The sequence below is a fragment of the Brevundimonas lutea genome, from assembly GCF_003704105.1.
GTDB classification, from domain to species: Bacteria; Pseudomonadota; Alphaproteobacteria; order Caulobacterales; family Caulobacteraceae; genus Brevundimonas; species Brevundimonas lutea.
In genome coordinates this window covers 610,367-635,225 of the sequence record NZ_QUOQ01000003.1, presented here as the reverse complement: position 1 = coordinate 635,225, position 24,859 = coordinate 610,367, and the positions used below count along the sequence as shown (strand labels likewise).

Sequence of the window (24,859 nt, the reverse complement as noted above, 5' to 3'; positions counted from 1 at the left end):
TTCTGCGCTGCGCCCGAGGTGGGGCTCGCGGCGTGCCGCCGCGGTCAAGCGGGTGTGGCGGGGCGGGCGCTATCGGCGCAAACGATGCGCCGAACGGCGTCGTCGTCGCGGAAGGGCGACGACGACCTTGCCCCCACACAACGCCCTCCGATCCTGTCACGCCACCCCGGAAGTCAACGGCTTCGCCGTTCCCCTCCGCCGAGGGCGAGGGCCCTCCGCTCCGGTGACTGCCGGGGACCCCGCCGTGGCCAGGAGCGGGGTCGTTGCGCATGGGGCGCGCGGCCTTCTCAAGGACCGAACTCATGACCCTCTTCACCAACCCTGTCTCCTCGACCGCCAAGACCGACTCCGCCTTCGACGACCTGGCCGCCTCCCTCGGCGACGGGCGTCCGCATCCGACGGAGGAGGCCCTCGTGCAGCTTGGGCGCGCCCTCATGACCGAGCTGGTGGATGTGATCTCCGACACCGCGCTGGAGGACTACCAGACCCTTCTCGGGGAAGCCCTGATCGGCGCCTTTCACTCGGCGGCGGGGCGGATCGAGCGGGACGCCGACCGGGCCCGCGACGCGATGCGCGCCCTCGACCGACACTTCGACGGGTCGGAGGCGGCGGATACCGAACTCCAGGACGCCACCGCCAGGGCGCGGGCGGGCGATGTCGCCACCCGGGCCGGCGAACTGATCCGGGATGCGGCGGCGGACGCCTGGACGGTGGCGACCGGGGAGGTCTGGACGGCCTGGCGCGGATCGCGGCGCGGCACGCATCTGACGGCGGCTCAGCTGGAGGCCAAACAGGCGATCCGGGCGATCCGGGATCGGCGGGCGGGCGAGGCGCATCCGGGCGGCCCGGTGATCGCCTTTCGGGGCGCCCCCAGCGCCGACACCGCCGAGGACGCGGGCCGGATCTTCGACGCCCTGAACTGGACGAAGCAGGCGTGGCCCGACATGGCCCTCGCCACCACCGGGGCGAAGGGGTCCGAGAAGCTGGCGATCCGATGGGCCCAGCAGAAGGGGGTGACCCTGATCCTCGCCCGCGCCGATTTCGACGCCCACGGAAAGGCGGCCCCGTTCCGGGCGAACGACGCGCTCATCGCCCTCGAGCCGGAGATCTGTCTGACCCTGGCCCAGTCGCTGGCCGAGGCCAAAGGGGAGGGGCGGCCGTTCGGACCGGCCCTCAACCTGGGCCAGAAGGCGAGGGAGAACGGCGTGCGGCATCTGCCCATCAGGGCGCGCGCGGCCTGAGACATCCAGCCCTCATCACCGACCCGCCCGGCTCCGGCCGGGCGGGTTTTTGTCTGTCGAGCGGCGGCCGTTCGTCCCTCCTGATGCGGCGTGGCGGGTCGTGATGGCGCGTGGTCAGACCTGTCGAGAATCTCGAAAAAGGGGGGGAGGGCAAGATAAAAGGAGGTGCGCGGCGCTTGGGCTTTCCCGTAGTCTTCCCGGGACTTGAAGCGGCCGGCGACGCCCTTGGACGACTTGGCTTGAGTTGTCGGGCGGGGGACCTGGGCCGGCGATCCTGGAGCCGTGGGATGTCCGTCCGCGAAGCGATCGAGGAGCGTGTGAGCCTGGGCCCCGCGGTCGAGGATGACGGGCTCCGTCCGAGGCTGCCGACCTCACTCGGGAAGGACGCGTCGGGCGCCCGCACCGGCCTGTTGAGGCGGCTCGCCGGGTCGCGGACCTTCGCGCTGGGCGATCGCTCGGGCGTGCTCAGGGCGGCGCAGAGGCGGTCGGGCCGCGCCTTCCGCCTCGACGTCCGCCAGAGGGTCGTCGTCAAGGCCCTGGTGTGCCGTCACGTGGGACGCGGCGCCGAGCGGGCGGCGGCGCTGGGCAAACATGTCGTCTATCTCGGGCGGGCCGGCGCCGGGCTCGACGGCGACCGGCCGGAGTTCTTCGATGCCGCGGCGGACGACCTCGAGACGCGCTTGGCGACGGCGGACTGGCGCGGAGACCGCCACCATTTCCGCTTCATCATCTCCCCGGAGCACGGCGATCGGCTGGCGCTGAAGGCCTATGTCCGGGAGGTGATGGCGCGGGTGTCGGCGGATCTCGGCGAGCCGGATCTGACGTGGTTCGCGACCTGCCATTACGACACCGACCAGCCCCACGCCCATGTGCTGGTGCGGGGCGTACGGTCCGATGGCCGGGACCTGGTCATCCCTCGCGACTACATCGGCTACGGCTTCCGCGCGCGGGCCCAGGAGGTGGCCCAGGAACGGCTCGGGGACCTGTCCCGTGTCGAGGCCGAGCGACGAGTCTGGAAGGAAACCGAGGCCGACCGGTTCACCGGTTTCGACCGGCGACTGATCGCGCAGGCGGACGGCGACGGCCTGGTCGAGGACGGGGTTGGGGCGACCCATGCATGGGCCGCGCTCACGCGGGGCCGTCTTCGGCATCTGGAGCGGCTGGGGTTGGCCACGCCGGAGGCGGGTCGGCGCTATCGGCTGGACGGTGAGCTGGAGACCCGGCTCCGGACGCTGCAAGTCCGCCGAGATGTCATCCGCACCCTGAACCAGCGCCGGCTGGAGGGAGCGCGCGACGTGCGGGTCCTGGACGGCGAAGTGATCCGGGGCGTGGTGGTGAAGACCGGTTGTCACGACGAGGCGGGCGCCGCGCCCTGGGCCGTGGTGAGGGACGGTGCCGGAGTGGAGCACTATGCGAGGCTGAGGGCGGGTAGCCCCGGGCTGCAGGTGGGCCGGGTCGCGACCCTGAGATCCGGACCGAAGGGCTTGGCCCAGGTCGTGTTGGGCAGGGGGGCGGACCTAGAACGGTGAAAGGCGTGGGCTGGCGCGGTTGGCTGACCTCACGCCTTGCGGTGGCGGCGGCCCCAAGCGCCGGGGCCGGATGTAGCGCCGGAAGCCGCCGAAGCCGGGCGCGTGCCGTTGTCTGGCCGGCGCAGCTACGGCGTACGGTTCGACGGCCCGGGCTCGGATGCCGGTAGGGCCGCAGCGGGAGCGACGTTCGCTCACGGCGAAGCCTATGCCCTTCTAGGCCTAGCGTTGACTCTACACCTCTCGGATGAGGTCAGGGCCGACCCCAGCTCACGACCGCTCAGCGCCAGGATCGGTCCTCGGCCACCTCCTGCGCCGTCAAGGTCGCTTCCTGACTCCAAACGGACCTTGATTGGGTCCGCTTCCAGATCCTGTTCTGGCCCATGTGCCACATGGCTGGGCCTTCATTTATCCTCCGCGTCACCACCGACCCTAGCTGAGGCGGTGAGCGAAGTGGGGGTCGCAGCCCGTCGTCGCCTGGGATGTCGTGGAACGGTCAAATGTTCGGCGGTGCGTGAAGAGTTGACCAACCATGGGTAAAAGCGCACAATCGCCCTCATGATGTGGAAATGCGCCGTACATACGCGGAATACGCTTCACGCAGGACGTTTCGTCGGAGGCGTCTAGCCCCAAACTCGTGTTGAGCGAACGCTCAGGGTTTGGGGACTACTTTCTCGCGCGAGTTTCAGACTGAACGCCAGCTCGATAACGCTGGCGACGTGATGTCGCGCTTGCGAATTCTTTCTCACATTCAGTCAGCCCATGCGCCGCTCGGTGCGGCCGTGCCGTGCCGTGTTCCGGCCGTACGCGACAAGGACGTTCGCCATGACAAAGATTCGGTCAAAAGCGATCAGAAAGCCCCGGCTCCTGATCACCACCCAAGACCACGCAATCCTCGCTGCGATGATCGGCAGCGCGCCGACCTCGGCCGCGGCGATGCTGCTCGAGGATGAGCTCGACCGGGCTGTGATGGTCGACGAGACGTCGGACACGCGACCCTTCTGCCGGATCGGCAGCTGGGTCACATACGAGGATCACAGCAGCGGTCAAATCCGTGAAATTCGGCTGGTCCTGCCGGCGGAGGCCGATATCGACAAGCGCTGGGTTTCGATCCTCAGCTTGGTCGGCGCCTCCCTGCTCGGCCTAGCTGTCGGGGCCGAGTTCGGCTGGATCGACGACAAGGGCCGACCGCACCGGTTGAAGGTTCTGGACGTGGTGAATTCTCATGACGCGCATGCGTGCTAGTGACACGATGTTGCTGGAAGCCGCCGCGTCAGAAGCAATAAGCGCGGCGTGGTGGGAAAGGGTCGATCTGGAAGCTCGCCGCCCCGGCGAGATTCACGTGGACCTGATCTTGGGCAAGGCGGCCGAACTCGCGTTCTCTCCCGTAGGCCGGGACCAGCTGATGTCCCTAGCGCTGGAGAAGGGTGTCCGAGATGCCGGCAGCGCCGAACCTCTGCTGGAGACATCCGGGCTGCCTGTGGAGCGGGCAGTGATTGCGAAGCGTGTTTTCCGGCATGCGCCGCACCGCACTTCGGAAACCGAGGCTCTGGTCGTTAGGATCGAGGAACGCATTGCGCGGCGGCTCGGCCGTGACACTCGCTACGACCTCCTCCCGCAACGAATGCGCCAAGAGGCCGCTCTGCAGGAGATCCTGTGGAATCATCCCGCCATTCCTGCTGGTGACGACATCCGCCTGGCGATGCTCTGCTCGGTCCCAAAGCTGCTTGAACGCGTTGAGGCGCTCTCGGACGATCGGCCTTGGCGGCTCTTGACCCGATGGGTCGCTCCCTTCGTCGGAAGAGGCGCATCATGAGAGGACGACACAACATTGTCGGCACAGAGGTCGGCCGTCCAAGACCGCCATTCTATGCAAGCAATCTTTCGAAGCTCCAGGTCACGAAGCCACCGTCGACAAGGCGCTGGATCGTCATTTTATTGCTGGCTGCGGGCTTGCTCGGCCTGATTGTCGCCACTCGACTGACCTGAGCCGACGCATCGAACCGCCGGCACTCAAGACCTGTCCGCCGGCTGGACGCGCGCCATGGCGGCGACGATCCCGAAAGATCTGCCCGCTTCTCTAGCCCGTGTGGACGTCGTCTTGGCGAGGTCCACAGAACGTCTCTGCACCGAGTTCGGAGTTTCTCGTGTCATTCATTCGCTTCGCCCCTCTCGCGGCAAGCCTGGCCTCTATGCTGCTGGCCATCCCGGCGCTGCCCGCCCGCTGGGCGTGGCCTGTACTCGCCCTAACGGCGGTCCTGTCTGCGCTCGGACTATTAGACCTGGTCCAACCGGCGCATTCGGTCCGACGCAACTACCCAATCGTGGGCCGGCTTCGCTGGTTCTTTGAGGATATTCGTCCCGGCATCAGGCAGTATCTCTTCGAAGACGAGCACGAGGAGACGCCGTTTTCCCGGAGCCAGCGCTCGCTGGTGTATGCGCGCGCCAAAAATGAGGTCAGCGACCGTCCGTTCGGAACTCTTCTGGACGTGTACGCGAACGGCTACGAATTCATCGCCCACTCCACCAGGCCTGTCCCCGCAGCGGATCCCGGCTCTTTCCGTGTTTCGATCGGGGGCGAAGCCTGTCACCAGCCTTATTCCGCCTCAATCTTCAATATCTCCGCCATGAGCTTTGGCGCACTGAGCGCCAACGCCGTTCGCGCGCTCAACAAGGGCGCCAAACTCGGGGGGTTCGCGCATGACACCGGCGAAGGCTCCATCAGTCCCTATCACCGCGAGCACGGCGGCGACCTCATCTGGGAGATCGGCAGCGGCTACTTCGGATGCCGCGACGACCAGGGACGGTTCGATCCCAACCGGTTCACCGAGCAGTCGGCCGATCCCCAGGTTCGGATGATTGAGTTGAAGATCAGCCAAGGCGCCAAGCCCGGCAAGGGCGGGATTCTACCTGGCGAGAAGGTCACCCCCGAGATCGCGCTCACCCGCGGCATTCCCGTCGGCCGCGATTGTATCTCTCCGCCAGGGCATTCGGCATTCAGCACGCCCGTGGAACTCGTTCGGTTCATCGCCCGCCTGCGCGAGTTGTCCGGCGGCAAGCCGGTGGGATTTAAGCTTTGCGTCGGTCAGCCTTGGGAATTCATGGGCATTGTCAAGGCGATGCTTGAGACGGGCATTCTTCCTGACTACATCGTCGTCGACGGCGCCGAGGGAGGGACGGGGGCTGCGCCTCTCGAATTTGCAGACCATCTGGGCATGCCGCTTCGCGAGAGTTTGCTCTTCGTCCACAACACCCTCGTGGGCGCGGGCTTGCGCGACCAGATCAAGATTGGCGCAGCGGGCAAGATCGTCAGCGCTTTCGATATCGCGACGGTCATGGCGCTCGGCGCGGACTGGACCAATGCGGGGCGCGGCTTCATGTTCGCCATCGGCTGCATCCAGTCCCTCTCCTGCCACACGAACCAGTGCCCCACCGGCGTCGCCACTCAGGATCCGATGCGCCAGCGAGCGCTCGTGGTCAGCGACAAGGCCGAGCGCGTGCACAGCTTCCATCGGAATACCTTGTTGGCCCTGTCCGAAATGGTCGCCGCCGCCGGCCTGCACCATCCGAGCCGACTTGGGCCGCACCATCTCGTCCGTCGCGTCAGCCTGACCGAGATCAGACTGTTCTCACAGCTGCACATTTTCCTTGAAGTGGGTGAGCTTTTGGCGGGCAAATCGGACCGGGATTTCTACGGCGCGGCATGGCGACTCGTACGGGCGGACAGCTTTGACATCGCGGCCTGAGCCAGAGATCGTTCAATGGACATGGAAACTGGAGAGCACTGTCCGCTATCGCGACATCGAGGTGGATGACGCGCTGAAGATTTCTGAGCAGATCGACTTGTTACGGCTGAGTGCGGGGCGCTCTTGGCGCAGAGCCGCCTAAGATTGGCGGCGGTGAATTGCCTACACTTCTAAATCCTTGATCGCCTCCTCGAGCTCGGACGCTGAGAATCGCACCATCGTCCCGTCTAAGATCTGGCAAGTGATGTAAGAGGTGCCGTCGCCATGCGGATCCGCATGGGCGGCTACCATTCGATGGCAAACGGCGTTTCTGATGTGGCGGACCCTCTCCAATTCCGTTGGGACCGCTCCACCATTCAAGCAATCTTCCAGCCGACCCCATCGAAGGAGAAAGTGGCCGACAAGAGCCATTAGCCCTTAGAAATCTGGTGCCGCCGGCAATGCTTCCTCCTCTAGACCGCATCCGACAGACAATGTCCGGTTCTTACTCAGCCGCCAATGACCGCTGCTGGCGCTAGCCGGCTGTCATGACCATTCTGACCAAGTCCGAGAGGCTGCCGGCCTGCATTTTGGTCATCGCGTTCGCGCGATAAACCTCAACGGTGCGTGGGCTGATGCCGAGATCGAAGGCGATGACCTTGTTGGCGTGTCCCTTGACCAAGCCCTCCACGACGTCGCGCTCCCGGGGTGACAGCGACTGCAGCCTGGCGACGAACTCCCGGCGCTCGGCGTCCGCAGAGGTTGCCTTGCTGGCCTGATCTAGAACGCGCTGGATTGAGGCAAGGAGAATCTCGTCATCAAAGGGCTTTTCAATAAAATCAACGACGCCGGCTCGCATTGCTTCGATTGCGAGAGGGACATCGGCGTGTCCGGTGATCACGATGACAGGCTCAACCGACCCGTTGTCGCGTAATCGGCGGGCAAGCTCGAGGCCGTTCATATCAGGCATGCGCACATCCGTGACGATGCAACCCGCGGGACGATCCCGCTCGGCGAGAAAGGCGAGTGCGGATTCGTAGGTCCGTGCTGTCAGGTCGGCGGTCTCCAGCAGGAAGGCGATGGAATCGCGCACCGCCGCGTCGTCGTCGATGACATGGATGATGGTGTCAGCCGACATCGGCAGTCTCCTCTTCGATCCGGGCGCGCTGGAGCGTGAAATGGAAGACGGTCCCGCCGCCGGGGTTGGGTTCGAACCAGATACGGCCACCGTGGGTTTCAATGATGGTGCGGGAAATGGAAAGCCCTACTCCCATGCCAGACCGCTTGGTGGTGACGAAGGGCTGGAACAGTTGGTCCGCGAGGTCTTCGCTGACACCAGCTCCCGTGTCCGAGACTGAGACCCGCAGCAGTTCGGCGTCGACCGGAGCCGCGGCGATGAGCAGCTCTCGCTTCGGTGAATCCTCCATCGAGTCCATCCCGTTGCGGATCAGGTTGAGCAGAACCTGCTGAACCTGGACCTTGTCGGCGAGCACGCGATCGGCGGAGGGGGCGACGTCGAACCGTACCCGCACTCCGTGTTCGCGAGCGCCGACGAGCGCCAGCGCGCTGGCTTCCTCGATGAGTTTCGGCAGGTCCTCGATGCGCCGCTCCGTTTCGCCACGGGATACGAATTCGCGCAGCCGCCGGATGATCACACCCGCCCGCAAGGCCTGATCGGCCGCCAAATCAAGAGCGCTGGCGATGCGATCCTCGCCCAAGCCCCTCGAATTCAGGAGCCTCTTTGAGCCCTTCAGATAGTTCGAGATGGCGGTCAGCGGCTGGTTCAGTTCGTGCGCCAGCGCCGAGGCCATCTCCCCCAGAGCGGTGAGCCTCGAGACACGCACGAGATCGCTCTGCAACTCCTGCAGACGGGCCTCGGCCTGCTGGCGTTCGGTCAGGTCGCGGACGAAGCCGGTGAAGAAGCGGCCCTCCGCCGTGCGCATTTCGCCGACGGCGAGCTCCATCGGAAAAGTCGAGCCGTCCCGCCGCTGACCGACAACGATGCGGCCACGGCCGATGATGCGGCGCTCTTCAGTCAGGTAGTACCGTTGCAGGTAGCTGTCATGCGCCTCGCGATGGGGCGAGGGCATCAGCATGCTGACGTTCCGGCCCATCGCCGCCTCGACGGTCCAGCCGAACAACCTTTCGGCCGTAGGGCTGAAGGCGCGGATCCGGCCGCCGTCGTCGATCAGGATCATGGCGTCCGGAATCGTGTTCAGGATGAGCCGGAGGTGGGTTTCGCGGGCGGAGAGCTCGCGGTGGGCGCGCTGGAACCACTCCCCGCCCACGGTCACGGCGGCCGCCGCTGCGACGAACAGCGCGGCCTCGATCCACGGGCCCGCGCCGTCGGGCGCGAGAAGCAGGCCCGCGGCGAGGCCAAGGAGGGTCGCCAGGGCGCCGGGCGCCCAGCCGCCCATGGCGGCGCCGACCACGACCGCCGGGACGAAGATGAGGAAGGCCCCGTGGTCGCCGATACGCTCGCCGAGGGCGGCGCGGAGCCCCGCCCCGGCCATGGCGACGAGCACCGTCGCCGCGACCGCCATCCACGGGGAGGCGGGGCGGATGAGGGCTGAGGGCGCTGTCTCAGGCGACTGGAGGGCTCGCATCGATGCTCCTTGCCCCGGTTGGCCGACCTTCGCGCCTCCGGGATTCCCCTTAGGGCGAAGACCCGAATACCGCCGACGGCCGCGCCCTTCTACACCGGTTGCAACTTCAAGACGCCGCCGCAGCGGCCCGGAGCGCTCTCCGGATCACCAGGAGCCAAGGCCATGACCGCCCCCCTCGTCGACCTCTCGGTCCACCACAAGCCCAACGGTCTCTCGGACCGCGTCGCCTTCGGCTTCACCAAGCTGCTGCGCTTCTGCGCCGACACCTTCTTCGCCAAGCGCTACGGCCACCGGGCCGTGGTTCTGGAGACGGTCGCCGCCGTGCCGGGCATGGTCGGCGCCACCATCAACCACCTGAGCTGCCTGCGCCGCATGTGCGACGACAAGGGGTGGATCAAGACCCTGATGGACGAGGCCGAAAACGAGCGCATGCACCTAATGACCTTCATCGAGATCTCGAAGCCCACCCTGTTCGAGCGCTTCGTGATCGTGTCGGTGCAGTGGGTCTTCTACCTGTTCTTCTTCGGCCTTTACCTGGTCCACTCTAAGACGGCCCACCGCGTGGTCGGCTATTTCGAGGAGGAGGCGGTGATCAGCTACACCCACTATCTGGCGGAGATCGACGAGGGCCGCAGCTTGAACGTGCCGGCCCCGGAGATCGCCAAACGCTACTGGGGCCTGCCCGACGACGCGACCCTGCGGGACGTGGTGCTGGTGGTCCGGGCCGACGAAGCCCACCACCGGGACGTCAACCACGGCTACGCCAACGAGCTGGGCGGACTGCCGATCCAGGCTGTGGCCCCATGCCCGCCGCATGCGGCGCTGGAGCCGACTTGGAAAGCAGCGGCCTAACCTAAGCCAACTATATCTGACCCTCCCGTGTCGCCGTCACGGGAGGGCTTCTCTACGTTGATTGCGTTCTAGCTCGGCTGCGAACCAACGATCCTCAGCGTCCGGTTTCCGGCTGTGAGCCAATGCCCGCTGCTGGCGCGCAACAGCCGTGCGCGCGCGGCAGCGCCTTGGTTCGTCTGCAAACCCTGCTACGGTCGGCGATCTAACGAGGAGACCGATGTGCAAGACGACCAAACGCCGAACCTAATCAACGCGACCGCCGACATCGTCATCGCCTATGTGTCGAACAACAAGGTGGAGGCTGGCGAGCTGCCGGGTCTGATCTCCTCGATCCATGCGTCGCTCGGCGGCCTGGGTCAGCCGGTCGAAGAGCCTGCGGTCGACGAGACCAAGTCGCGTGCGGAAATTCGCCGATCGATCACGGACGAGGCGCTGATCAGTTTCCTGGACGGCAAGCCTTATCGCACCCTCAAGCGCCACCTTACGACAAAGGGCATGACGCCCGATGAGTATCGGACGCGGTTCGGCCTCGGCGCCGACTATCCGATGGTCCATCCGACCTATTCAGCGCGACGGTCTGAACTGGCCAAGTCGATCGGCTTGGGAGCCCGAGGTCGGGGCGCGAAATCCGCGCCGGCGTCCGCACGCGGCCGCAAGAAGACCGTCTGAGCCGCAACCCCCAGCGCTCTCGCTCCCACGGCCGAGATCTACTTAGACTCGCGGCGTGAGAGCCGACCTCGATCTTCGCCGGAGAAGCAGCGCGCCGAACTCGATCGCATACGCACGTTCCTGCTCGACGGCTTAGTGGCGGCGCAACGGCAAGGTGCTGAAATCATCTTGTTGGGGTCGTATGCCCGACGCGACTGGGTCGATGAGCCGGAGCGCGGCTACCTCTCGGACTTCGAGCTGCTGGCCATCGTCAACCAGGAGAAGCTGACGGACGTCGCCGACATCTGGTGGTCCGCGAGGACCGGGTTCGGCGCGACCGCCGCCATCGGCTACTGTCAACATCATCGTCCATGACTTGGCCGAGGTGAATGCGGCCCTCGGCCGAACCGGCTCCGCGATCTGGTGGCCGATGCCTCCCGCTAGCGCTCCGACCGGCTGCGCCGCCAAGCAGGGTAACGGTGTCTAATGGCATCGGAGGCACTTGCTCCCCCGGGCGTGAATGGCTGGCTCCGGCGCGCTGGTGTGGATGTTCCGCTCTATAGGTGCGGCCTTTCCGAAGTTTTCTTGCGGTGAGGACGTTCTAGGGCTGCACCCGGTCGGCGAACGCGGCATCGGGACAGGCAAAGGTTCAACTTTGCGGAGTGTGTTGTGGCCACGGCCCGCCGTCCCCTCGATCTTGTGCTCGCCCACCCCCCGGACGGCCTGGCGGCGTCGCCCCTTGATCTGACTGGTGGGTCCGCTCGTGGAAATCCGGGCCTCAAAAAATGGATCACCCATGGCGTTCACCGCCGTCGGCGCTGTCGCTTGGTCTCGGGCGGCGGCTGAGATGCGGGCGCGACTAATCATGGGCGCGCTGGGTCTGCTGCTGGGGTTGCAGACCGCCAGCCAGGCTTTCGCCTGGATCTACGGGAACGCGACGGCGCTGGGTCCTGCGCTGCGTCCGGCGGAGGGTGTCGGCCTATATTCGCCTTGGGCCATCGTCCTGTGGCGGCTGGAGTTCGGAGACGAGGCAGCGCGGGCCTTCGCATCCTGCGCGCCCCTGATCCTGATCGGCGGCGTCGGCGGTCTCGGCCTTGGCGTCCTGGCCGAGGGGGGCGGACGGTCGAGACGGGCGCGCGGCTGGGGCGGCCCGGCGGAGGCGAGGGCCGCGGGCCTCATGGCGGGAGGCGGGTGCGTTATCGGTCTGATGGGAGGGCGGCTTCTGGCCACCACGGACCTGCGGCCAAGTCTTGTCACTGGGGGCACGCGGTCGGGCAAGGGGAGGGGGCATGTGATGCCGACCCTGCTGTCCTGGCAGGCGAGTGTTCTGGTCCACGACCCGAAGCGGGAGCTCTGGCGGCTAAGCGCCGGGTGGCGGGCCCGGTTCAGCCATGCCCTGTTCTTCGATCCCCGCGATCCCGCCTCGGCCTGCTGGAATCCGCTGGCGGAGATCCTGCCCGGACCCGGCGAGCTGGCGCACGTCCAGAGACTGGTCTCCATCCTCGCGGATCCCGGGGGAGCGCGCGACGACGAGGCGATCTGGGATCGGGCCGCGTCGGAAATCCTGGAGGCGGTGATCCTCCACGTCCTCTATACGGCCGACGACGGCGACAAGACGCTGCTGACCGTCCGGGGCCTCCTCGCGGACCTGGACAAGACGGCCGAGGTGATGGCGCGCACCCTGCATCGGACGGACGCGGCCGGGAGCCCGCAGACCCACCCCTTCATCGCCACGGCCACGCGCGGCTATGCGGCCATGCACGACCGGTTCCGGACGTCGGTGCAGGGAACGGCGCGGTCCTATCTCAAATGGCTGGCGGGAGAAGACATTGAGCGGGCGTTGTCCCGTTCGGACTTCGCCCTGGCCGATCTCATGTGCGCGGATCATCCCGTGTCGCTTTACGTCCAGGTCGCGCCAGCCGACGCCGCGGCGCTGCGGCCGCTGGTGCGGCTGCTCTTCTATGCGGCGGCCCAGGCCCTGACCGTCGAGGAGAAGGCCGTGGCGGACGGACGGGCCAAGCGCCACACCCTCCTGATGCTGATGGACGAGTTTCCGCTGCTGGGCCGCGTCAGCTTCTTCGAGAAATCACTGCGGCTGCTGAGCGGCTACGGGGTCAAGGTGATGTTCGTCGCCCAGTCGCTCAACGACATCGTCGAGACCTACGGGCCGAACAACACCCTGCTCGACAACTGCGCGGTCTACACCGCCTTCTCCGCCCTTGATCCCCTGACCCAGGACAAGGTGTCCAGGCTGACCGGGTCGGTCCTGGAGACCCGGTCCAGCCGTGCGTCGCCGACGGGGCTGGGACAGGGGCGCGGATCGGTCTCGCGCTCGGAAGTTGAGCGACCCCTGCTGGAGCCGGGGGAGGTCAGGGCCCTGCCGGAAGACGTGCAGCTGGTCTTCGCCGCGGGAATCCTCCCGCTGCGCTCCCGCAAGCTCCAGTACGACCGGCGCGAGCCCTTCCGAAGCCGGGCGCGCGACGTCGCGCCCGACCAGGGGGCGCGGCTCGACGGCCCGCCGGTCGGACCGCATCCCTGGTCGGGCCGGCGAGGCGTCGGCGAGAGCGCCCAGGCGTCCCTCCCGCTGTTCAAGGAGCGGGCGGCGGCGATGGACGACAAGAAGGTCGCGGCCAAGGTGGCCGAAATCTACGGGCAGGTGGCCCGAGAGATGGCCGCCGAGGAAGCGGCCCTGGATCATCTGAAAGGATTGTCCGATGGCTAGGAAGCCAGCGTCGACCTGCCGGGTGCAGGTCTATCTCACCGACCCCAAGATCGCGGCCGGTCTCAACCGGGAGGCGCGCAGCGGGCGGATGCCGGTCAGCCAGGCGGCCGGCCGGGCCATCGCCCGCGGGCTGATGCGCAGTCCCCAGGCGGATCCCGAGGACCGCCTGCTGCAGCTCGAGCGATCCCTGCGCGACCACATGCGCTCCACGGCGCGCGACATGCAGATCGTCCAGGAGCTTCTGATCGAGGTGGCGCGGGCCTTCTTCCTGCGCCTGCCCGACGCCATCGTCGACGAGGACCCGACGGTCCAGGCGGCCGTCGATCGCCGAATCGAGCGGCTGCTGGACGCCACCGCGGCGCGGATCGTCGCCGGCCGCGCCGATCGCACCGGCGCCGCGCCCCCCGTGCAGAGGACGCTTGGTCCGGCGTCCTGATGGCCGACCATCCAATCATCGCCGGCCGGCGGCTGGAGGCGCTGCGTCACGCTCTGGGCGAGACGGTGCTGGCGGCGCTGGTCGAGCCGGAGGTGGTGGAGATCCTCGCCAATCCGGACGGACGGGTGGTGCTCGATCGAAGCGGGGAGGGACGGCGGGACACCGGCGAGACCCTGTCGGTGGAGGCGCGGGAGCGAGTGATCCGGTTGATCGCCGACTATGTGGGAGAGACGGTCACCCGCGATGATCCGAGACTGTCGGGCGTCCTGCCCGGCACGGGGGAGCGGTTCCAGGGTCTGTTGCCACCGGTGTCGTCCGCGCCGGCCTTCTCAATCCGCAAACGCCCGGCCGTCGTCTGGACCCTGGACGACTATGTCCGGGACGGGGTGATGACCCTCGACCAGGCCGGGCTGCTGAAGGCCGCGGCGCGGGACCGGCTGAACATCCTCATCTCGGGCGGGACGGGGTCGGGAAAGACCACCTTGGCCAACGCCGTGCTGGCCGAGCCGGCCTTCGCGGAGGATCGGGTCTTTCTGGTCGAGGACACGCCGGAACTGCAGTGCTCGGCCTGGGACGTGGTCGCCGTGCTCACCCGCCGCCGGCCGGTGGCGATCGGGGTGGTGGATCTCGTGCGCGACGCCCTCAGGATGCGTCCGGACCGCATCGTGGTGGGAGAGATGAGGGACGGAGCGGCGGCGCTGGAGGCGCTGAAGAGCTGGAACACCGGACATCCGGGCGGGCTGTCGACGATCCACGCCAATTCCGCCGCCGACGTGCTGCGACGGGTCGAGGACCTGATCGCCGAGGTCTCGGCCCGGGCGCCCCGTCGCTCCATCGCCGAGGCGGTCGATCGGATCGTCCACATCCGCCGGACCTCCGCGGGCCGTCGCGTCGAGGCGGTGCTGGCGGTCGCTCCGGGTCCTGACGAAACCTATGAGGTGACGCGGCTCGGGTGAGTGGGTCCGCCCGGGAAGGGCCGCACCGCTTCGCTCGACCTACTTTCTCGGTCGCTTAGCGCCGCCTCGATCTCCCGAATCCACAGGGCGCCGGCGTGAGCCAGCGGGGCGTTCGAGCGCCCTTCAGACGGGCCGATTGTGACCAGGCCCGGATGGCGGGCGTGCCTGTCGCGGAGGCGACGCCGCGTCTGCCCCGGTCGACCTTGCTGTAATCCAGCCGGGGCGCGCAAGATCTTCGAGGGTCGCGCCAAGTCGTTGCGCAAGTCACGGCGGCTCTGTTCGCCGACTTGCGATGATTTGCCGGATGACTTGTTGCAAGTCAGAAGTAAGTCGCATCAGAGTTGCCCAAAATAATGGTTAAGAACTGTTGACAATCTGTGGATGAATTTGCTTGCGTTGAGTCGTGGCGCGCTGAGAAGCGCTGAAACAACGGGAAGCCAGACATGGGACGGATACAGGGGCGCCGGCTCTTCGGCGCGATGATGACGTGCGGCCTGATGGCGGCCGCGCCGGCTTTGGCGGGCGGCTCGGGCATGCCCTGGGAGGGGCCCCTGCAGCAGGTGATCGAGTCAATCACCGGGCCGGTGGTCCAGGCGGCGGCCGTGGTGGCGGTGGTCATTTTCGGGGCGGGGATCGCCATGAGCGAGAACGGCTCGTCGATGCGCCGGGGGCTCGGCATCATGTTCGGCCTGTCGATCGCCTTCGCCGCCTCGACCTTCTTCCTGGACTTCTTCGGCTTCGCCGGCGGCGTGGAGATCGGGTGATGCCTGGGAACGCGCCCGACGCCCGACCGGACGGCTGGGATCTTCCGGTCGCCCAGGCCCTGGCCGAGCCCGTGCTGATGGCGGGCATGCCCCGGGACTACGCCATCGCCATGGGCACGATCGCCATGGTGCTCGGCCTGGCCCTGCGCATCTGGTGGCTGGGCCTGCTGTGGTGGGCGGTGGCTCACGCCGTCGGCCTGTGGGCGGCGCGGGCGGACCGGCGCTTCTTCGACGTCCTGCGCCGTCACCTGGCTCTGCCCGGCCATCTGGGGGCGTGAGGGGGATGCGCTTTCTCGAGGACACGCGCCGTCGACCCGCCGCCCTCGCGGATCATCTGCCCTGGGCGGCCCTGGTGGCGCCGGGCGTGGTGCTCAACAAGGACGGCGCCTTCACGACGGGGTTTCGGTTTCGCGGTCCCGATCTGGAGTCCTCGACCGAGGACGAGCTGATGGCGGTCCGGGCGCGCCTCAACAACGCCCTGCGGCGGCTGGGCACGGGCTGGTGCCTGCATGTGGAGGCGCGCCGGCGGCGGGCGGCGCCCTATCCCGAAAGCGACTTCGATCTGGACGTGGCCTGGCTGGTGGACGCCGAGCGCCGCGAGCGCTTCGACAGCGCCGAGCCGGCCTACGAGACCGATTTCCGCCTGGCCCTGACCTGGCTGGCGCCCGCCGACGAGACCCGACGCCTGGAGCGCTGGCTGTTCGACGGCCTGGCGCGGACCGGCGCCGACTGGCGCCAGGCCCTGGCCGCCTTCACCCGCGAGGCGGCGACCGTGTTCGATCTCCTGTCCGACGCCCTGCCGGAGATCGCGCCGCTCGGGGACGGCGACCTGCTCACCTGGCTTCACGACTGCGTCTCGACGCGGTCGGTGACGATCGCGGCGCCCGAGCGCCCCATGTTTCTGGACGGCCTGCTGGCCGACGCGGGACTGACGGGCGGGGTCTCGCCGAGGCTTGGCGACCAGTGGCTCCAGGTGGTGTCGGTGCGCGGCCTGCCGGCCTCGACCCAGCCGGGCTTGCTGGACGCGCTCGGCGCCCTGCCGTTTGCCTATCGGTGGACGGCGCGCTGGATCGGTCTCGACAAGCCCGATGCCGAGCGGGAGATCGTTCGATTGAGGAAGCGCTGGTTCGCCAAGCGCAAGGGCGTCGGGGTCCTGCTCAGGGAGGCGATCACCAAGGAGGAGATTCCCCTTCTCGACACCGACGCGGCCTCCAAGACCGAGGAATGCGACGGGGCCCTGGCGGCGCTGGGCGCCGAGAGCTGCGCCTTCGGCTATCTGACCCTGACGGTCACGGTGCTGGACCCCACCGAGGCGGGGGCCTCGGCCAAGGCGCGCGCCGTGGAGGCCGCGCTCAACGCCCAAGGGCTGGTGGCGCGGATCGAGGACCTGAACGCGGTCGAGGCCTGGCTCGGCTCCCTGCCGGGAGAGCCCTACGCCGATGTGCGACGTCCCCTGGTGTCCACCCTCAACCTGGCCGACCTTCTTCCGGTCTCTGCGGTCTGGGCCGGACCGGAAGGCGATCTCGCCCTTGACGGTCCGCCCCTCGCCACGGCGCGGACCACCGGCTCGACGCCCTTCCGGCTGGTGCTTCATGTGGGCGATGTCGGCCACGCCCTGGTCATCGGGCCGACCGGGTCGGGCAAGAGCGCGCTCCTGTCCTTCCTGGCGCTGCAGTGGTTCCGCTATCCCGCGGCCCGGGTGGTCTTCTTCGACAAGGGCCGATCGGCCCGCGCCGCCACCCTGGCCGCCGGCGGATGCTGGCGGGCGCTGGAGCCGGGAGCCGCCTTCTCGCTGAAGCCGCTGGCGAGGATCGACGAGGAGGCCGAGCGGGCCTGGGCGTCCGAATGGATCTCCGAGACCGTACGGCTGGCCGGACTGGAGCCGACGCCGCGGGTGAGGGAGGAGATCTGGTCGGCGCTGACCGCCCTGGCCGAGGCGCCGGCGGACCAACGCACCCTGTCTGTGTTCTGCGCCCTGGTGCAGGACAGGGCCGTCGCGGCCGCCCTCGAGCCGTTGACCCTGAAGGGCCCGCACGGAGCGCTGCTGGACGGGGAGGGCGGCTCGGTCGCGGCGAGCCGCTTCGACACCTTCGAGCTGGAAAGCCTGATGGCCACGCCCTCGGCCGTGGCGCCGGTGCTGTCGGCGCTGTTCCGTCATCTGGAGCGGGACTTCGATGGACGGCCGACGCTGCTGATTCTCGACGAGGCCTGGCTGTTCCTCGGCGAGACCGCCTTCGCCGCCAAGATCCGGGAGTGGCTCAAGACCCTGCGCAAGAAGCGGGTGGCCGTGGTCTTCGCCACCCAGAGCCTGGACGATGTGGCTTCATCGCCCATCGCGGCGAGCCTGATCGAAAGCTGCCCGACCCAGGTCTTCCTGCCCAATTCGCGCGCGCTCGAACCGGGCTCCCGTCGTCTCTACGAGGGCTTCGGCCTGAACCGGCGGCAGCTGGAGCTGATCGCCTACGCCACGCCCAAGCGATCCTACTACTGGCGCCAGCCCCGAGGTCGGCGGCTGTTCGACCTGCGTCTCACCGGCGCGGCGCTGGCCCTGTGCGGCTCGGGCGCGCCCGAGGACCAGACCCTCATCGACGACATCCTCGCGCGAACCGGGACGGACCGGTTCGCGCGCGAATTCCTCAAAGCCAAGGGAGTGCATCATGTCGACGCCGTTTTCGACGCCTTCGAGCGCCCGCTCGCCGCGGAATAGGGCCGCGCTCTGCGCCATCGTCCTCTCGGTCGGGCTCGGGGCGGCCGGACCGGTCGCCGCCCAGCTGGTGGTGGTGGACCCGACCAATCACGCCACCAGTCTGCTGCAGACGGCGAGACAGCTCGAGAGCCTCGCCAATGAGGCGCGCGGCCTTGCGGCCTCGCCCTACAGCCATCTGGCGGAGAACAGCGAAGCGCTCCGGGACATGGCGGAGCTCGCCCGCACGGCCCGCGGCATCGCGGCGTCGGCGGACGGGCTCGAGCGCCAGTTCCGGGACCTCTATCCGGAGGACCTGTCCGGGGCGGACCTGGAGCGACTTCTGGCTCAGGGAGGAGCGCGAACCCAGACCGCCCGCCGCACCGCCGAGGACGTCGCCCGGACAGCGGCGGAACTCGAGCGCCTGGGTCGCGGCCGGGAGAGACGGCTGGGGGGCGCGCTCGCGGCCAGCCAGGCCGCGGCCGGCCAGACGGCGGCGGTGCAGTCGACCAACCAGATGCTGGCGGTCCTGGCCGAGGACCTGACCGCTCTGCGCACCATCATGCTCGCCCAGTCCCGGCTCATGGCCGAGGCGACCGCGCGGGAGGCGGCCGACCGGGTGACGGCGGAAGAGGCGCGGCGTCGGCGCTGGTCGGGCTCGGGAGGCGCGCCCTCCGCTCCGATGTTCGATCCCCTTCCGCACGCGGGCGACTGAGGAGGCGGGCCATGTCGGTCGGCGTGCAAACCCCCAATGAGCTGATGGTGGTGTTCTCCAACACCATCTCGGCGGGCTTCGACGCCCTCCAGGGCTCGGTCAACGGCGTGTTCGGCCTGATGATCGCCCTGGTCGTGGCCCTGACCGGCATCCAGTGGGCCCTGTCATCCAACCGGGAGGTCCTGGCCTCGGGTTTCGGCAAGGTGCTGCTGATCGGCGTCTTCGCCTGGCTGGTGAACGACTGGCAGCGGCTGTCCGAGACCCTCTACGCAGGATTCATCGAGCTGGGGCTGACGGCGGGCGGCGGCTCGCTCGACCGCGCCGACTTCCTCAATCCGGGCGCGGTCCTCGCCCAGGGCTGGGAAATCGTGAAGGCGCTCGGCGAGACCCCGGCGCCGGTCGGCAATCCGCTCGATATCGTGGGCAACATGACCGACGCCATGATCCTCGGCCTGGCCATGGTCGGGATCATGCTGGTCTTCGCCGTGCTGGCGCTGCAGATCATCGTGGCCCTGCTGGAGTTCAAGATCGTCACCCTGGCCGGCTTCGTCCTCCTGCCCTTCGGCATCTGGTCGAAGTCCGCCTTTCTGGCCGAACGACCGCTCGGCTATGTGGTCTCCTCGGGGCTGAAGGTCCTGGCCCTGGCCATCGTCGTCTCGGGCGCCCGGACGATCTTCGACCAGCTGCAGCCTTCGGCCAATCCGGACATCTACGAGGCCCTCAGCATCCTGGTGGCCTCGATCCTGCTGGCCATGCTGGCGATCTTCATCCCCAACCTGGCCGCGGCCCTGGTGACGGGCGGTCCGGCCCTCGGCGCGGGTGCGGCGACCACGGGGGGCCTGGCCGTCGGCGGAGCGGCGGCCCTGGGCGCCGCTGCGGTGGCCGGAGCGGGGGCGGTCGGCTCCGGCGCCGCAGCGCGCCTGGCCGGGCCGGCGCGCGCGGCCGCCGGCATGGGGTCATCGAGGCCGGGACCGACAGACCCCTCACCCATGGGCCCGAGACCTGGCGGATCGCCGCCGCCTCGCCCGACCAACGACAATCGATCATTGGCCGTCGCGCGCCCATCGCCGCACGCCGGGACGCGCGGCGGGGTGGCCGAACCCAGCGCGGCGTGGGCGCCGCCCTACACGGCGCCGTCGAGCGGGGGAGACGACCCCGGTTCGGCCATGGGGGCGACCCCGCCGGCCCGGCCGGCGGCCGTCATCGACCGTGAGGCGCGGGCGGCCCGAAGCGACTTCCATCGCGCGGCCGGCGGGGCGGACGCCTCAGGCGCGCGCCAGGGCGGGCGGCCGGCCGCGCTCCAGGCCTTCTTCGTCGCCAACGCCGGACGAGGCCTCATGCCGGCCGCCGAAAGCAGCGGCGTCCTGTCCCCCACGCTCAGGACCGAGGAGCGTTGAGCATGCATCCCTTCTTCAGGCCGCGCCGCGTTAGATCCTCCGCTCCCGAGACCACGCCCTACCAGCGGGCCGGCCAGGTCTGGGACGACCGCATGGGGCTCACCCTGGCGCACGCCCGCGCCTGGCGGCGAATCGCCGTCGCCAATCTCGTCCTCGCCGGCTTCCTGGCCGCGGGGTGGTGGGTCCAGGCCGAGCGTTCCGTCGTCAAACCCTTCGTGGTCGAGGTGTCCGATCTTGGCGAGACACAGAGGATTACGGCTATCGGGGGCCGCTACGAACCCACCGAGGCGCAGGTCGGCCACGCCCTCGCCGGATGGATCCGGGATGTCCGGTCCAAGTCGATCGATCCGATCGTCATCCGTCAGAACTGGCTCCGGGCCTACGACCTTCTCACACCCGGCGCGGCGTCTTTTCTGAACGCCTGGGCGGCGGCCCACGACCCCTTCGCCGAGGTCGGACGCGAGGCGATCAATGTCGAGGTGCTGAACGTCGTCCGACGCTCGGAACGGACCTACGACCTGCAGTGGCGCGAGACCCGGTTCATCAACGGCCAGCAGGCCGGCGCCGAGCGCTGGCGCGCCCTCATCACCACCGGCCGGCAGGCGCCGCGCACGGAGGCCGAATTGATGAAGAACCCCCTTGGACTGAAGATCGAGGATATCTCATGGACCCCCGACGCTTCCTGATGCCGGCGTTGGCCGGACTGCAGCTGGCCGCCTGCGCGACCTTTCGTGGTGAGGAACCGCCCATTGCGGCGATGCCGTCAGATGTCTTCGAGACGGCCTCGGCGCCCGAACTGGCCGGCTCCGCCCCGGTCGTGCTTCCCGCCTTCACGACGGAAGACCGGAGCGTGTCCTATGCGCAGGCCGTGGCCGCGTCTCCGGTCCCGGGCTCCTGGACGCCGCTTATCGAGGTTCCGACGGCGCAGCTGCCCGGAAGCGTCCCTGAAGTTGGCGCCGGATCGGCGTCGGACAAAGATGCGGTCGTGGGCGGGGTGAGGGTTTTCGGCTGGGCGCCAGGCCGGGTCTATCCCGTGCGGACCGCGCCCTTGCGCGTGACGACCCTGACGCTCGGCGCGGGCGAGACCCTGGTTTCGAAGGCGGCCGGCGACACCGTGCGCTGGCAGATCGGCGAGACGACCTCGGGCGCGGGCGGGACGGTCCGGGCCCACGTCCTGATCAAGCCGCTGGAAAGCGGGCTGGAGACCAACCTCGTCCTCACGACCAGCGGCCGGGTCTATCTGGTCGACCTGAGCAGCGGCGGCGTCGACGACTTCGATGCAGCCGTGGCCTGGGATGTGGACGCCCTGAATCCTCGGCCTGTCCCGACGTTCCATCAGCCGATCCCCATGCCGGATCCGGTCGTACGCCCTGAGGGTCCGATCAACGCCCGCTACAGCATCGAGCCTCGGGGGCGACGGGCGCGGTGGACCCCAACGGCCGTGTTCGATGACGGCCGGCGCACCTTCGTGGCCTTCGATCCCGAGGTCCGGCTGGACGAAGCCCCTGCGCTGTTCGTCATCGCCCCGGATGGCGAGGCCCAGATGGTCAATTATCGCCAGGCCGGGGGTGTATTCATCGTCGATCGCCTGTTCGACCGCGCAGAATTGAGGTTGGGCGACCGGCATCAGCAGGTGGTTCGCCTTCGTCGTGTGCCGGGGCGCGGACGGTGACCGGGGCCCCGACGGACATTCGCGCGGAGGCGAAGGAGGCTCCGGCCAAAACGCCGCCGCCGGACCTCTCCTTGCGAGCGCCGCCGCCGCCCGCCACGCGGCTGCGCAAGTCCGTGGTGCGGGTCATTGTGATCGGGGGCGTGGTGCTCCTGTCCGGCTCCCTGGCCTGGGCCTTCGTCGTTCAGCCGGACCTTCGCGCCGCGGCCCGGCTGCGCGCCGCCGAGGCGCATGACGACCCGTCCCGCGGACCTGTCAGGCCTTCCGAGGCTGTGACCGATCAGCCGGCGACCTACGACCGGCTGCCGGAACCGCGCGGACGGCCCGAGAGCGGGACGGGCGACGGATCGGACGCGCCGTCCGCGCCCATGACCCGCGCACCGCCGCTCCATCGTGTCGCGAATCCGGCGCCGTCGTCGCGGCAGCTGGCGGCGCGCTCGGCCCTGTTCTTCGAGGATGACCGGGACGTCGCGGCGCCCGCGGCCTTGAGCGTCGCGCCCGAAAAGCGCGCCGACCTCGCCGATCTCGGCGCCATGTACAGCGGTCACGCCCTGGTGGCGCCGCTCTCGCCCTATGAGGTGAAGGCGGGCGCGATCATCCCCGCTGTCCTGCTGACCGGAGTGGATACCGAGCGGGCGGGACCGGTGGTCGCGACCGTGTCCCAGGATGTGTTCGACACCGTCAGCGGCCGGCATCTCGTTGTTCCCCAGGGGGCGCGCCTGATCGGGCGGCATGAAGGCGAGAGCGCCTATGGTGAGCGTCGTGCGTTTCTCGTCTGGGACCGTCTGATCCTGCCGAACGGCAAGAGCTTGCTGCTGGGCGAAGAGCCGGGTGTGGACGCCCAGGGCGCCGTGGGGGTTCGGGGCCGGGTCGATCGGCGGCTTTTGCCGCTTGTGATCGGGACCGCCTTCGCGGGCGCCATCACCACCCTGGGACAGGTCGCCCGGAATGAGGAGAGGGGCGGGGGCCTGTTGGGTGACGCAGGCGACGCTGCGGCCATAGAGGGGGCGCAGGTCGGCGGACGGCTGGTGGACCGGGAGCTGCAGGTCCGTCCCTCGATCCGCCTGAGGCCGGGGGCCCAGGTGAGGGTGATGATCACGCGGGACCTCATTATGGAGCCGTACCGGTGACGCGCGTCCATAAAGACCGTCGGCGCTGGACCCTGCCGGCCGTCGCGACCGTCGTCCTGACAGGCGTCGGCGCCGCTGCCCAGAGCGCGCCGGATATCGCCCTCGTCAATGAAAGCCCCAGCGTGCCGCGTGGCCTCTATCTCCGGGATCCGGCGGCCGTCGTGCGGCGCGGCGACATGGTCGCCATCCCCCAACCGGCGGACGCACGACCCTATCTCGCCAGCCTCGGACTGCCCGCCGAAATCCGGCTGCTTAAGCGGGCGGCGGGGGTCGCCGGCGACCCGGTCTGCCGGATCGGCGACACCGTCGAAATCGACGGGCGACGGGTCGTCGTCCTGGCCTCGGATCGGCGGGGCGCGGACCTGATCCAGTGGCGCGGGTGTCGGCGCCTCCAACCAGACGAGGTGTTCCTGCTCGGTGACACGCCCGGCAGTTTCGACAGCCGCTATTTCGGACCCGTCCGCGTGTCGGACCTGGACGGGGTGTTTCGGGAGACCCTGACATGGTGAGGACTTTTGCGGCCGCGACGGCGGCCATGATCTGCGTCGGCGCGACATCCGCGTGCGCGCAGACGATCGACTGGGGCGACGCCGGCGGCGATCTGTTCGGCCGTCCGGTCGAGATCGGCCTGGCGGAGGCGAAAGCGGATCCGCCGAGGCTCGCAGCCCTGTCCCAGCCCTATATGGACGCCATCGGCCGGGCCGCGGATCGACATGGGCTGGACGAGAAACTGCTGCATGCCCTGATCGTCGTGGAATCCGCCTATCGGGCCGACGCCATTTCATCGGCCGGCGCCGGCGGCCTGACGCAGCTGATGCCGGCGACGGCGGATGAGCTCGGTGTCGTCGATCGCTTCGACATCGAGCAGAACCTCATGGGCGGCGCCGATTATCTGGCGCGGCAACTGCTGCGGTTCGGCGACCTCAGGCTGGCTCTGGCGGCCTATAATGCGGGTCCCGGGCGTGTCGCCCGACTGGGGCGCATTCCGGAGATCGAGGAGACCCGGACCTACGTCGCCCGTGTCGTCGAATGCTACCTGGCCCTGGCGGCTGGACGCAGCGTTCGCGTCGCCCCGCAGTGCCTGTCGTCGGAGACGGTCCGATGATCCCCGCCGCCGAGATGGCCGGCTTGCCGGGAGACGCCGGGGATGACGATCTGCTGACAAGGAAGGAGGCCTCGGTTTTTCTGACGCAGTTCGGAATCCGTCTGAGACCGGAAACACTGGCGCGGCTGTGGTCGACGGGAGGGAACGGACCACCGTGCCGGCACATCCGGAGCAAGCCCTATTATCCGCGCGGCGTGCTGCGGGACTGGGCGCAGTCGCAGGTTGGAGAGCTTCGCGCGGCCGCGCCAGCCGCCGCCCAGGCGCGTCGTCATGGCTGAGGGGACACCGAAGCCGGGAGAGATGGACGACCGGATCCTGCCGTGGTCCCAGGTGAAGATCATCTCCGGCCTGAGCCGAACCACGGTCTGGCGTCTGCAGAAGACCGGGGACTTTCCGCCTTCGGTTCAGGTGTCCCGCAACCGCGTGGGCTGGTGGCAGAGCGAACTTCTGGAATGGAAACGTAGCCGGACGCCAAGACAGCTGCCGGAGCCGCGCTATGTCCCGCCTCCGCCGCCGACGCCAACGACCTCAATGATGAAGCGGGCGCCTGGCCGTCCGCGCAAAAAGCCAACCGTGGCGATCAAAAAGCGTGCAAGGCGCCAGCCGACCCATCCGCCAGAGCAAGGCGCTTTCGATTTCTGAAGTGGTTCAAGGCGTGACGGCGACTTGACGGTGTCGTCTTCT

25 protein-coding genes and 1 pseudogene are annotated in these 24,859 nt (G+C 68.6%); 24 read left to right on the top strand and 2 right to left on the bottom strand.

What is annotated here, in order from left to right; all coding sequences use genetic code 11:
- The first annotated feature begins 302 nt into the window (after positions 1 to 302).
- The 6 genes and pseudogenes from EES48_RS07090 to EES48_RS15125 form a co-directional block, all read left to right on the top strand.
- Positions 303 to 1,241, top strand: coding sequence for a DUF2493 domain-containing protein (locus EES48_RS07090; RefSeq protein WP_122465744.1), 939 nt, complete (start codon positions 303 to 305; stop codon positions 1,239 to 1,241).
- 287 nt (positions 1,242 to 1,528) lie between these two features.
- Positions 1,529 to 2,770: a DUF3363 domain-containing protein gene (locus EES48_RS07085; protein ID WP_122465648.1), complete on the top strand. Its 1,242-nt coding sequence runs from the start codon at positions 1,529 to 1,531 to the stop codon at positions 2,768 to 2,770.
- A gap of 759 nt (positions 2,771 to 3,529) precedes the next feature.
- On the top strand, positions 3,530 to 4,012 hold the full coding sequence (locus EES48_RS07080) for a GreA/GreB family elongation factor (protein WP_122465647.1): 483 nt from the start codon (positions 3,530 to 3,532) through the stop codon (positions 4,010 to 4,012).
- A gap of 7 nt (positions 4,013 to 4,019) precedes the next feature.
- The gene (locus EES48_RS07075; protein ID WP_162998064.1) at positions 4,020 to 4,583 is read left to right on the top strand and encodes a hypothetical protein; all 564 of its coding nucleotides are present in this window, start codon (positions 4,020 to 4,022) and stop codon (positions 4,581 to 4,583) included.
- 376 nt (positions 4,584 to 4,959) lie between these two features.
- Complete coding sequence (locus EES48_RS07070; RefSeq protein WP_122465645.1) at positions 4,960 to 6,513, top strand: FMN-binding glutamate synthase family protein; 1,554 nt, start codon at positions 4,960 to 4,962, stop codon at positions 6,511 to 6,513.
- Positions 6,514 to 6,538: 25 nt separating this feature from the next.
- Positions 6,539 to 6,655: pseudogene (locus EES48_RS15125) on the top strand (hypothetical protein); the annotation flags it as partial.
- Between the two features lie 372 nt (positions 6,656 to 7,027).
- Here the strand turns inward: EES48_RS15125 and fixJ are convergent.
- Both fixJ and EES48_RS07055 read right to left on the bottom strand, forming a co-directional pair.
- Positions 7,028 to 7,630 (bottom strand): response regulator FixJ, encoded by a 603-nt coding sequence (gene fixJ, locus EES48_RS07060; protein WP_122465644.1) that lies wholly within the window; start codon positions 7,628 to 7,630, stop codon positions 7,028 to 7,030.
- The gene (locus tag EES48_RS07055) at positions 7,620 to 9,035 is read right to left on the bottom strand and encodes a sensor histidine kinase (RefSeq protein ID WP_122465643.1); all 1,416 of its coding nucleotides are present in this window, start codon (positions 9,033 to 9,035) and stop codon (positions 7,620 to 7,622) included. Before EES48_RS07055 ends, fixJ begins: the two co-directional genes overlap by 11 nt.
- Positions 9,036 to 9,260: 225 nt before the next feature.
- On the opposite strand from EES48_RS07055, the gene EES48_RS07050 reads away from it, so the two are divergent.
- From EES48_RS07050 to EES48_RS06965, 18 genes are all read left to right on the top strand, one after another.
- A complete protein-coding gene (locus tag EES48_RS07050) occupies positions 9,261 to 9,950 on the top strand; it encodes an alternative oxidase (protein WP_122465642.1) in 690 nt (229 codons plus the stop codon).
- Between the two features lie 219 nt (positions 9,951 to 10,169).
- Positions 10,170 to 10,619, top strand: coding sequence for a Ros/MucR family transcriptional regulator (locus EES48_RS07045; RefSeq protein WP_122465641.1), 450 nt, complete (start codon positions 10,170 to 10,172; stop codon positions 10,617 to 10,619).
- Positions 10,620 to 10,787: 168 nt separating this feature from the next.
- Complete coding sequence (locus tag EES48_RS07040; RefSeq protein ID WP_162998063.1) at positions 10,788 to 10,973, top strand: hypothetical protein; 186 nt, start codon at positions 10,788 to 10,790, stop codon at positions 10,971 to 10,973.
- Positions 10,974 to 11,394: 421 nt separating this feature from the next.
- Positions 11,395 to 13,320: a type IV secretory system conjugative DNA transfer family protein gene (locus tag EES48_RS07035; protein WP_122465639.1), complete on the top strand. Its 1,926-nt coding sequence runs from the start codon at positions 11,395 to 11,397 to the stop codon at positions 13,318 to 13,320.
- On the top strand, positions 13,313 to 13,756 hold the full coding sequence (locus EES48_RS07030; protein ID WP_122465638.1) for a hypothetical protein: 444 nt from the start codon (positions 13,313 to 13,315) through the stop codon (positions 13,754 to 13,756). The genes EES48_RS07035 and EES48_RS07030 overlap by 8 nt, the downstream gene beginning before the upstream one ends.
- Complete coding sequence (gene trbB, locus EES48_RS07025) at positions 13,756 to 14,712, top strand: P-type conjugative transfer ATPase TrbB (RefSeq protein WP_122465637.1); 957 nt, start codon at positions 13,756 to 13,758, stop codon at positions 14,710 to 14,712. Before EES48_RS07030 ends, trbB begins: the two co-directional genes overlap by 1 nt.
- A 497-nt stretch (positions 14,713 to 15,209) precedes the next feature.
- Complete coding sequence (locus EES48_RS07020; RefSeq protein WP_240623253.1) at positions 15,210 to 15,476, top strand: TrbC/VirB2 family type IV secretion system protein; 267 nt, start codon at positions 15,210 to 15,212, stop codon at positions 15,474 to 15,476.
- On the top strand, positions 15,476 to 15,754 hold the full coding sequence (locus tag EES48_RS07015; RefSeq protein ID WP_122465636.1) for a VirB3 family type IV secretion system protein: 279 nt from the start codon (positions 15,476 to 15,478) through the stop codon (positions 15,752 to 15,754). The genes EES48_RS07020 and EES48_RS07015 overlap by 1 nt, the downstream gene beginning before the upstream one ends.
- 5 nt (positions 15,755 to 15,759) lie before the next feature.
- Positions 15,760 to 18,183: a conjugal transfer protein TrbE gene (gene trbE, locus EES48_RS07010; RefSeq protein ID WP_122465635.1), complete on the top strand. Its 2,424-nt coding sequence runs from the start codon at positions 15,760 to 15,762 to the stop codon at positions 18,181 to 18,183.
- Positions 18,134 to 18,874, top strand: coding sequence for a TrbJ/VirB5 family protein (locus EES48_RS07005; protein ID WP_122465634.1), 741 nt, complete (start codon positions 18,134 to 18,136; stop codon positions 18,872 to 18,874). The genes trbE and EES48_RS07005 overlap by 50 nt, the downstream gene beginning before the upstream one ends.
- 11 nt (positions 18,875 to 18,885) lie before the next feature.
- Positions 18,886 to 20,271 (top strand): P-type conjugative transfer protein TrbL, encoded by a 1,386-nt coding sequence (gene trbL, locus EES48_RS07000; protein ID WP_122465633.1) that lies wholly within the window; start codon positions 18,886 to 18,888, stop codon positions 20,269 to 20,271.
- A gap of 2 nt (positions 20,272 to 20,273) precedes the next feature.
- Positions 20,274 to 20,957 carry a conjugal transfer protein TrbF gene (gene trbF / locus EES48_RS06995; protein ID WP_122465632.1) on the top strand — a complete coding sequence of 228 codons (684 nt, stop codon included), beginning with the start codon at positions 20,274 to 20,276 and terminating at the stop codon, positions 20,955 to 20,957.
- Complete coding sequence (locus tag EES48_RS06990; RefSeq protein WP_240623252.1) at positions 20,936 to 21,943, top strand: TrbG/VirB9 family P-type conjugative transfer protein; 1,008 nt, start codon at positions 20,936 to 20,938, stop codon at positions 21,941 to 21,943. The genes trbF and EES48_RS06990 overlap by 22 nt, the downstream gene beginning before the upstream one ends.
- Complete coding sequence (locus EES48_RS06985) at positions 21,940 to 23,070, top strand: TrbI/VirB10 family protein (protein ID WP_162998062.1); 1,131 nt, start codon at positions 21,940 to 21,942, stop codon at positions 23,068 to 23,070. Before EES48_RS06990 ends, EES48_RS06985 begins: the two co-directional genes overlap by 4 nt.
- The gene (locus EES48_RS06980; RefSeq protein WP_122465630.1) at positions 23,067 to 23,579 is read left to right on the top strand and encodes a S26 family signal peptidase; all 513 of its coding nucleotides are present in this window, start codon (positions 23,067 to 23,069) and stop codon (positions 23,577 to 23,579) included. The genes EES48_RS06985 and EES48_RS06980 overlap by 4 nt, the downstream gene beginning before the upstream one ends.
- Entirely contained in the window at positions 23,573 to 24,175 is a 603-nt protein-coding gene (locus EES48_RS06975) for a lytic transglycosylase domain-containing protein (RefSeq protein WP_122465629.1), read from the top strand. Before EES48_RS06980 ends, EES48_RS06975 begins: the two co-directional genes overlap by 7 nt.
- On the top strand, positions 24,172 to 24,453 hold the full coding sequence (locus tag EES48_RS06970; protein WP_122465628.1) for a hypothetical protein: 282 nt from the start codon (positions 24,172 to 24,174) through the stop codon (positions 24,451 to 24,453). The genes EES48_RS06975 and EES48_RS06970 overlap by 4 nt, the downstream gene beginning before the upstream one ends.
- A complete protein-coding gene (locus tag EES48_RS06965; RefSeq protein WP_205679380.1) occupies positions 24,446 to 24,817 on the top strand; it encodes a helix-turn-helix transcriptional regulator in 372 nt (123 codons plus the stop codon). Before EES48_RS06970 ends, EES48_RS06965 begins: the two co-directional genes overlap by 8 nt.
- The last annotated feature ends 42 nt before the right edge of the window (positions 24,818 to 24,859 follow it).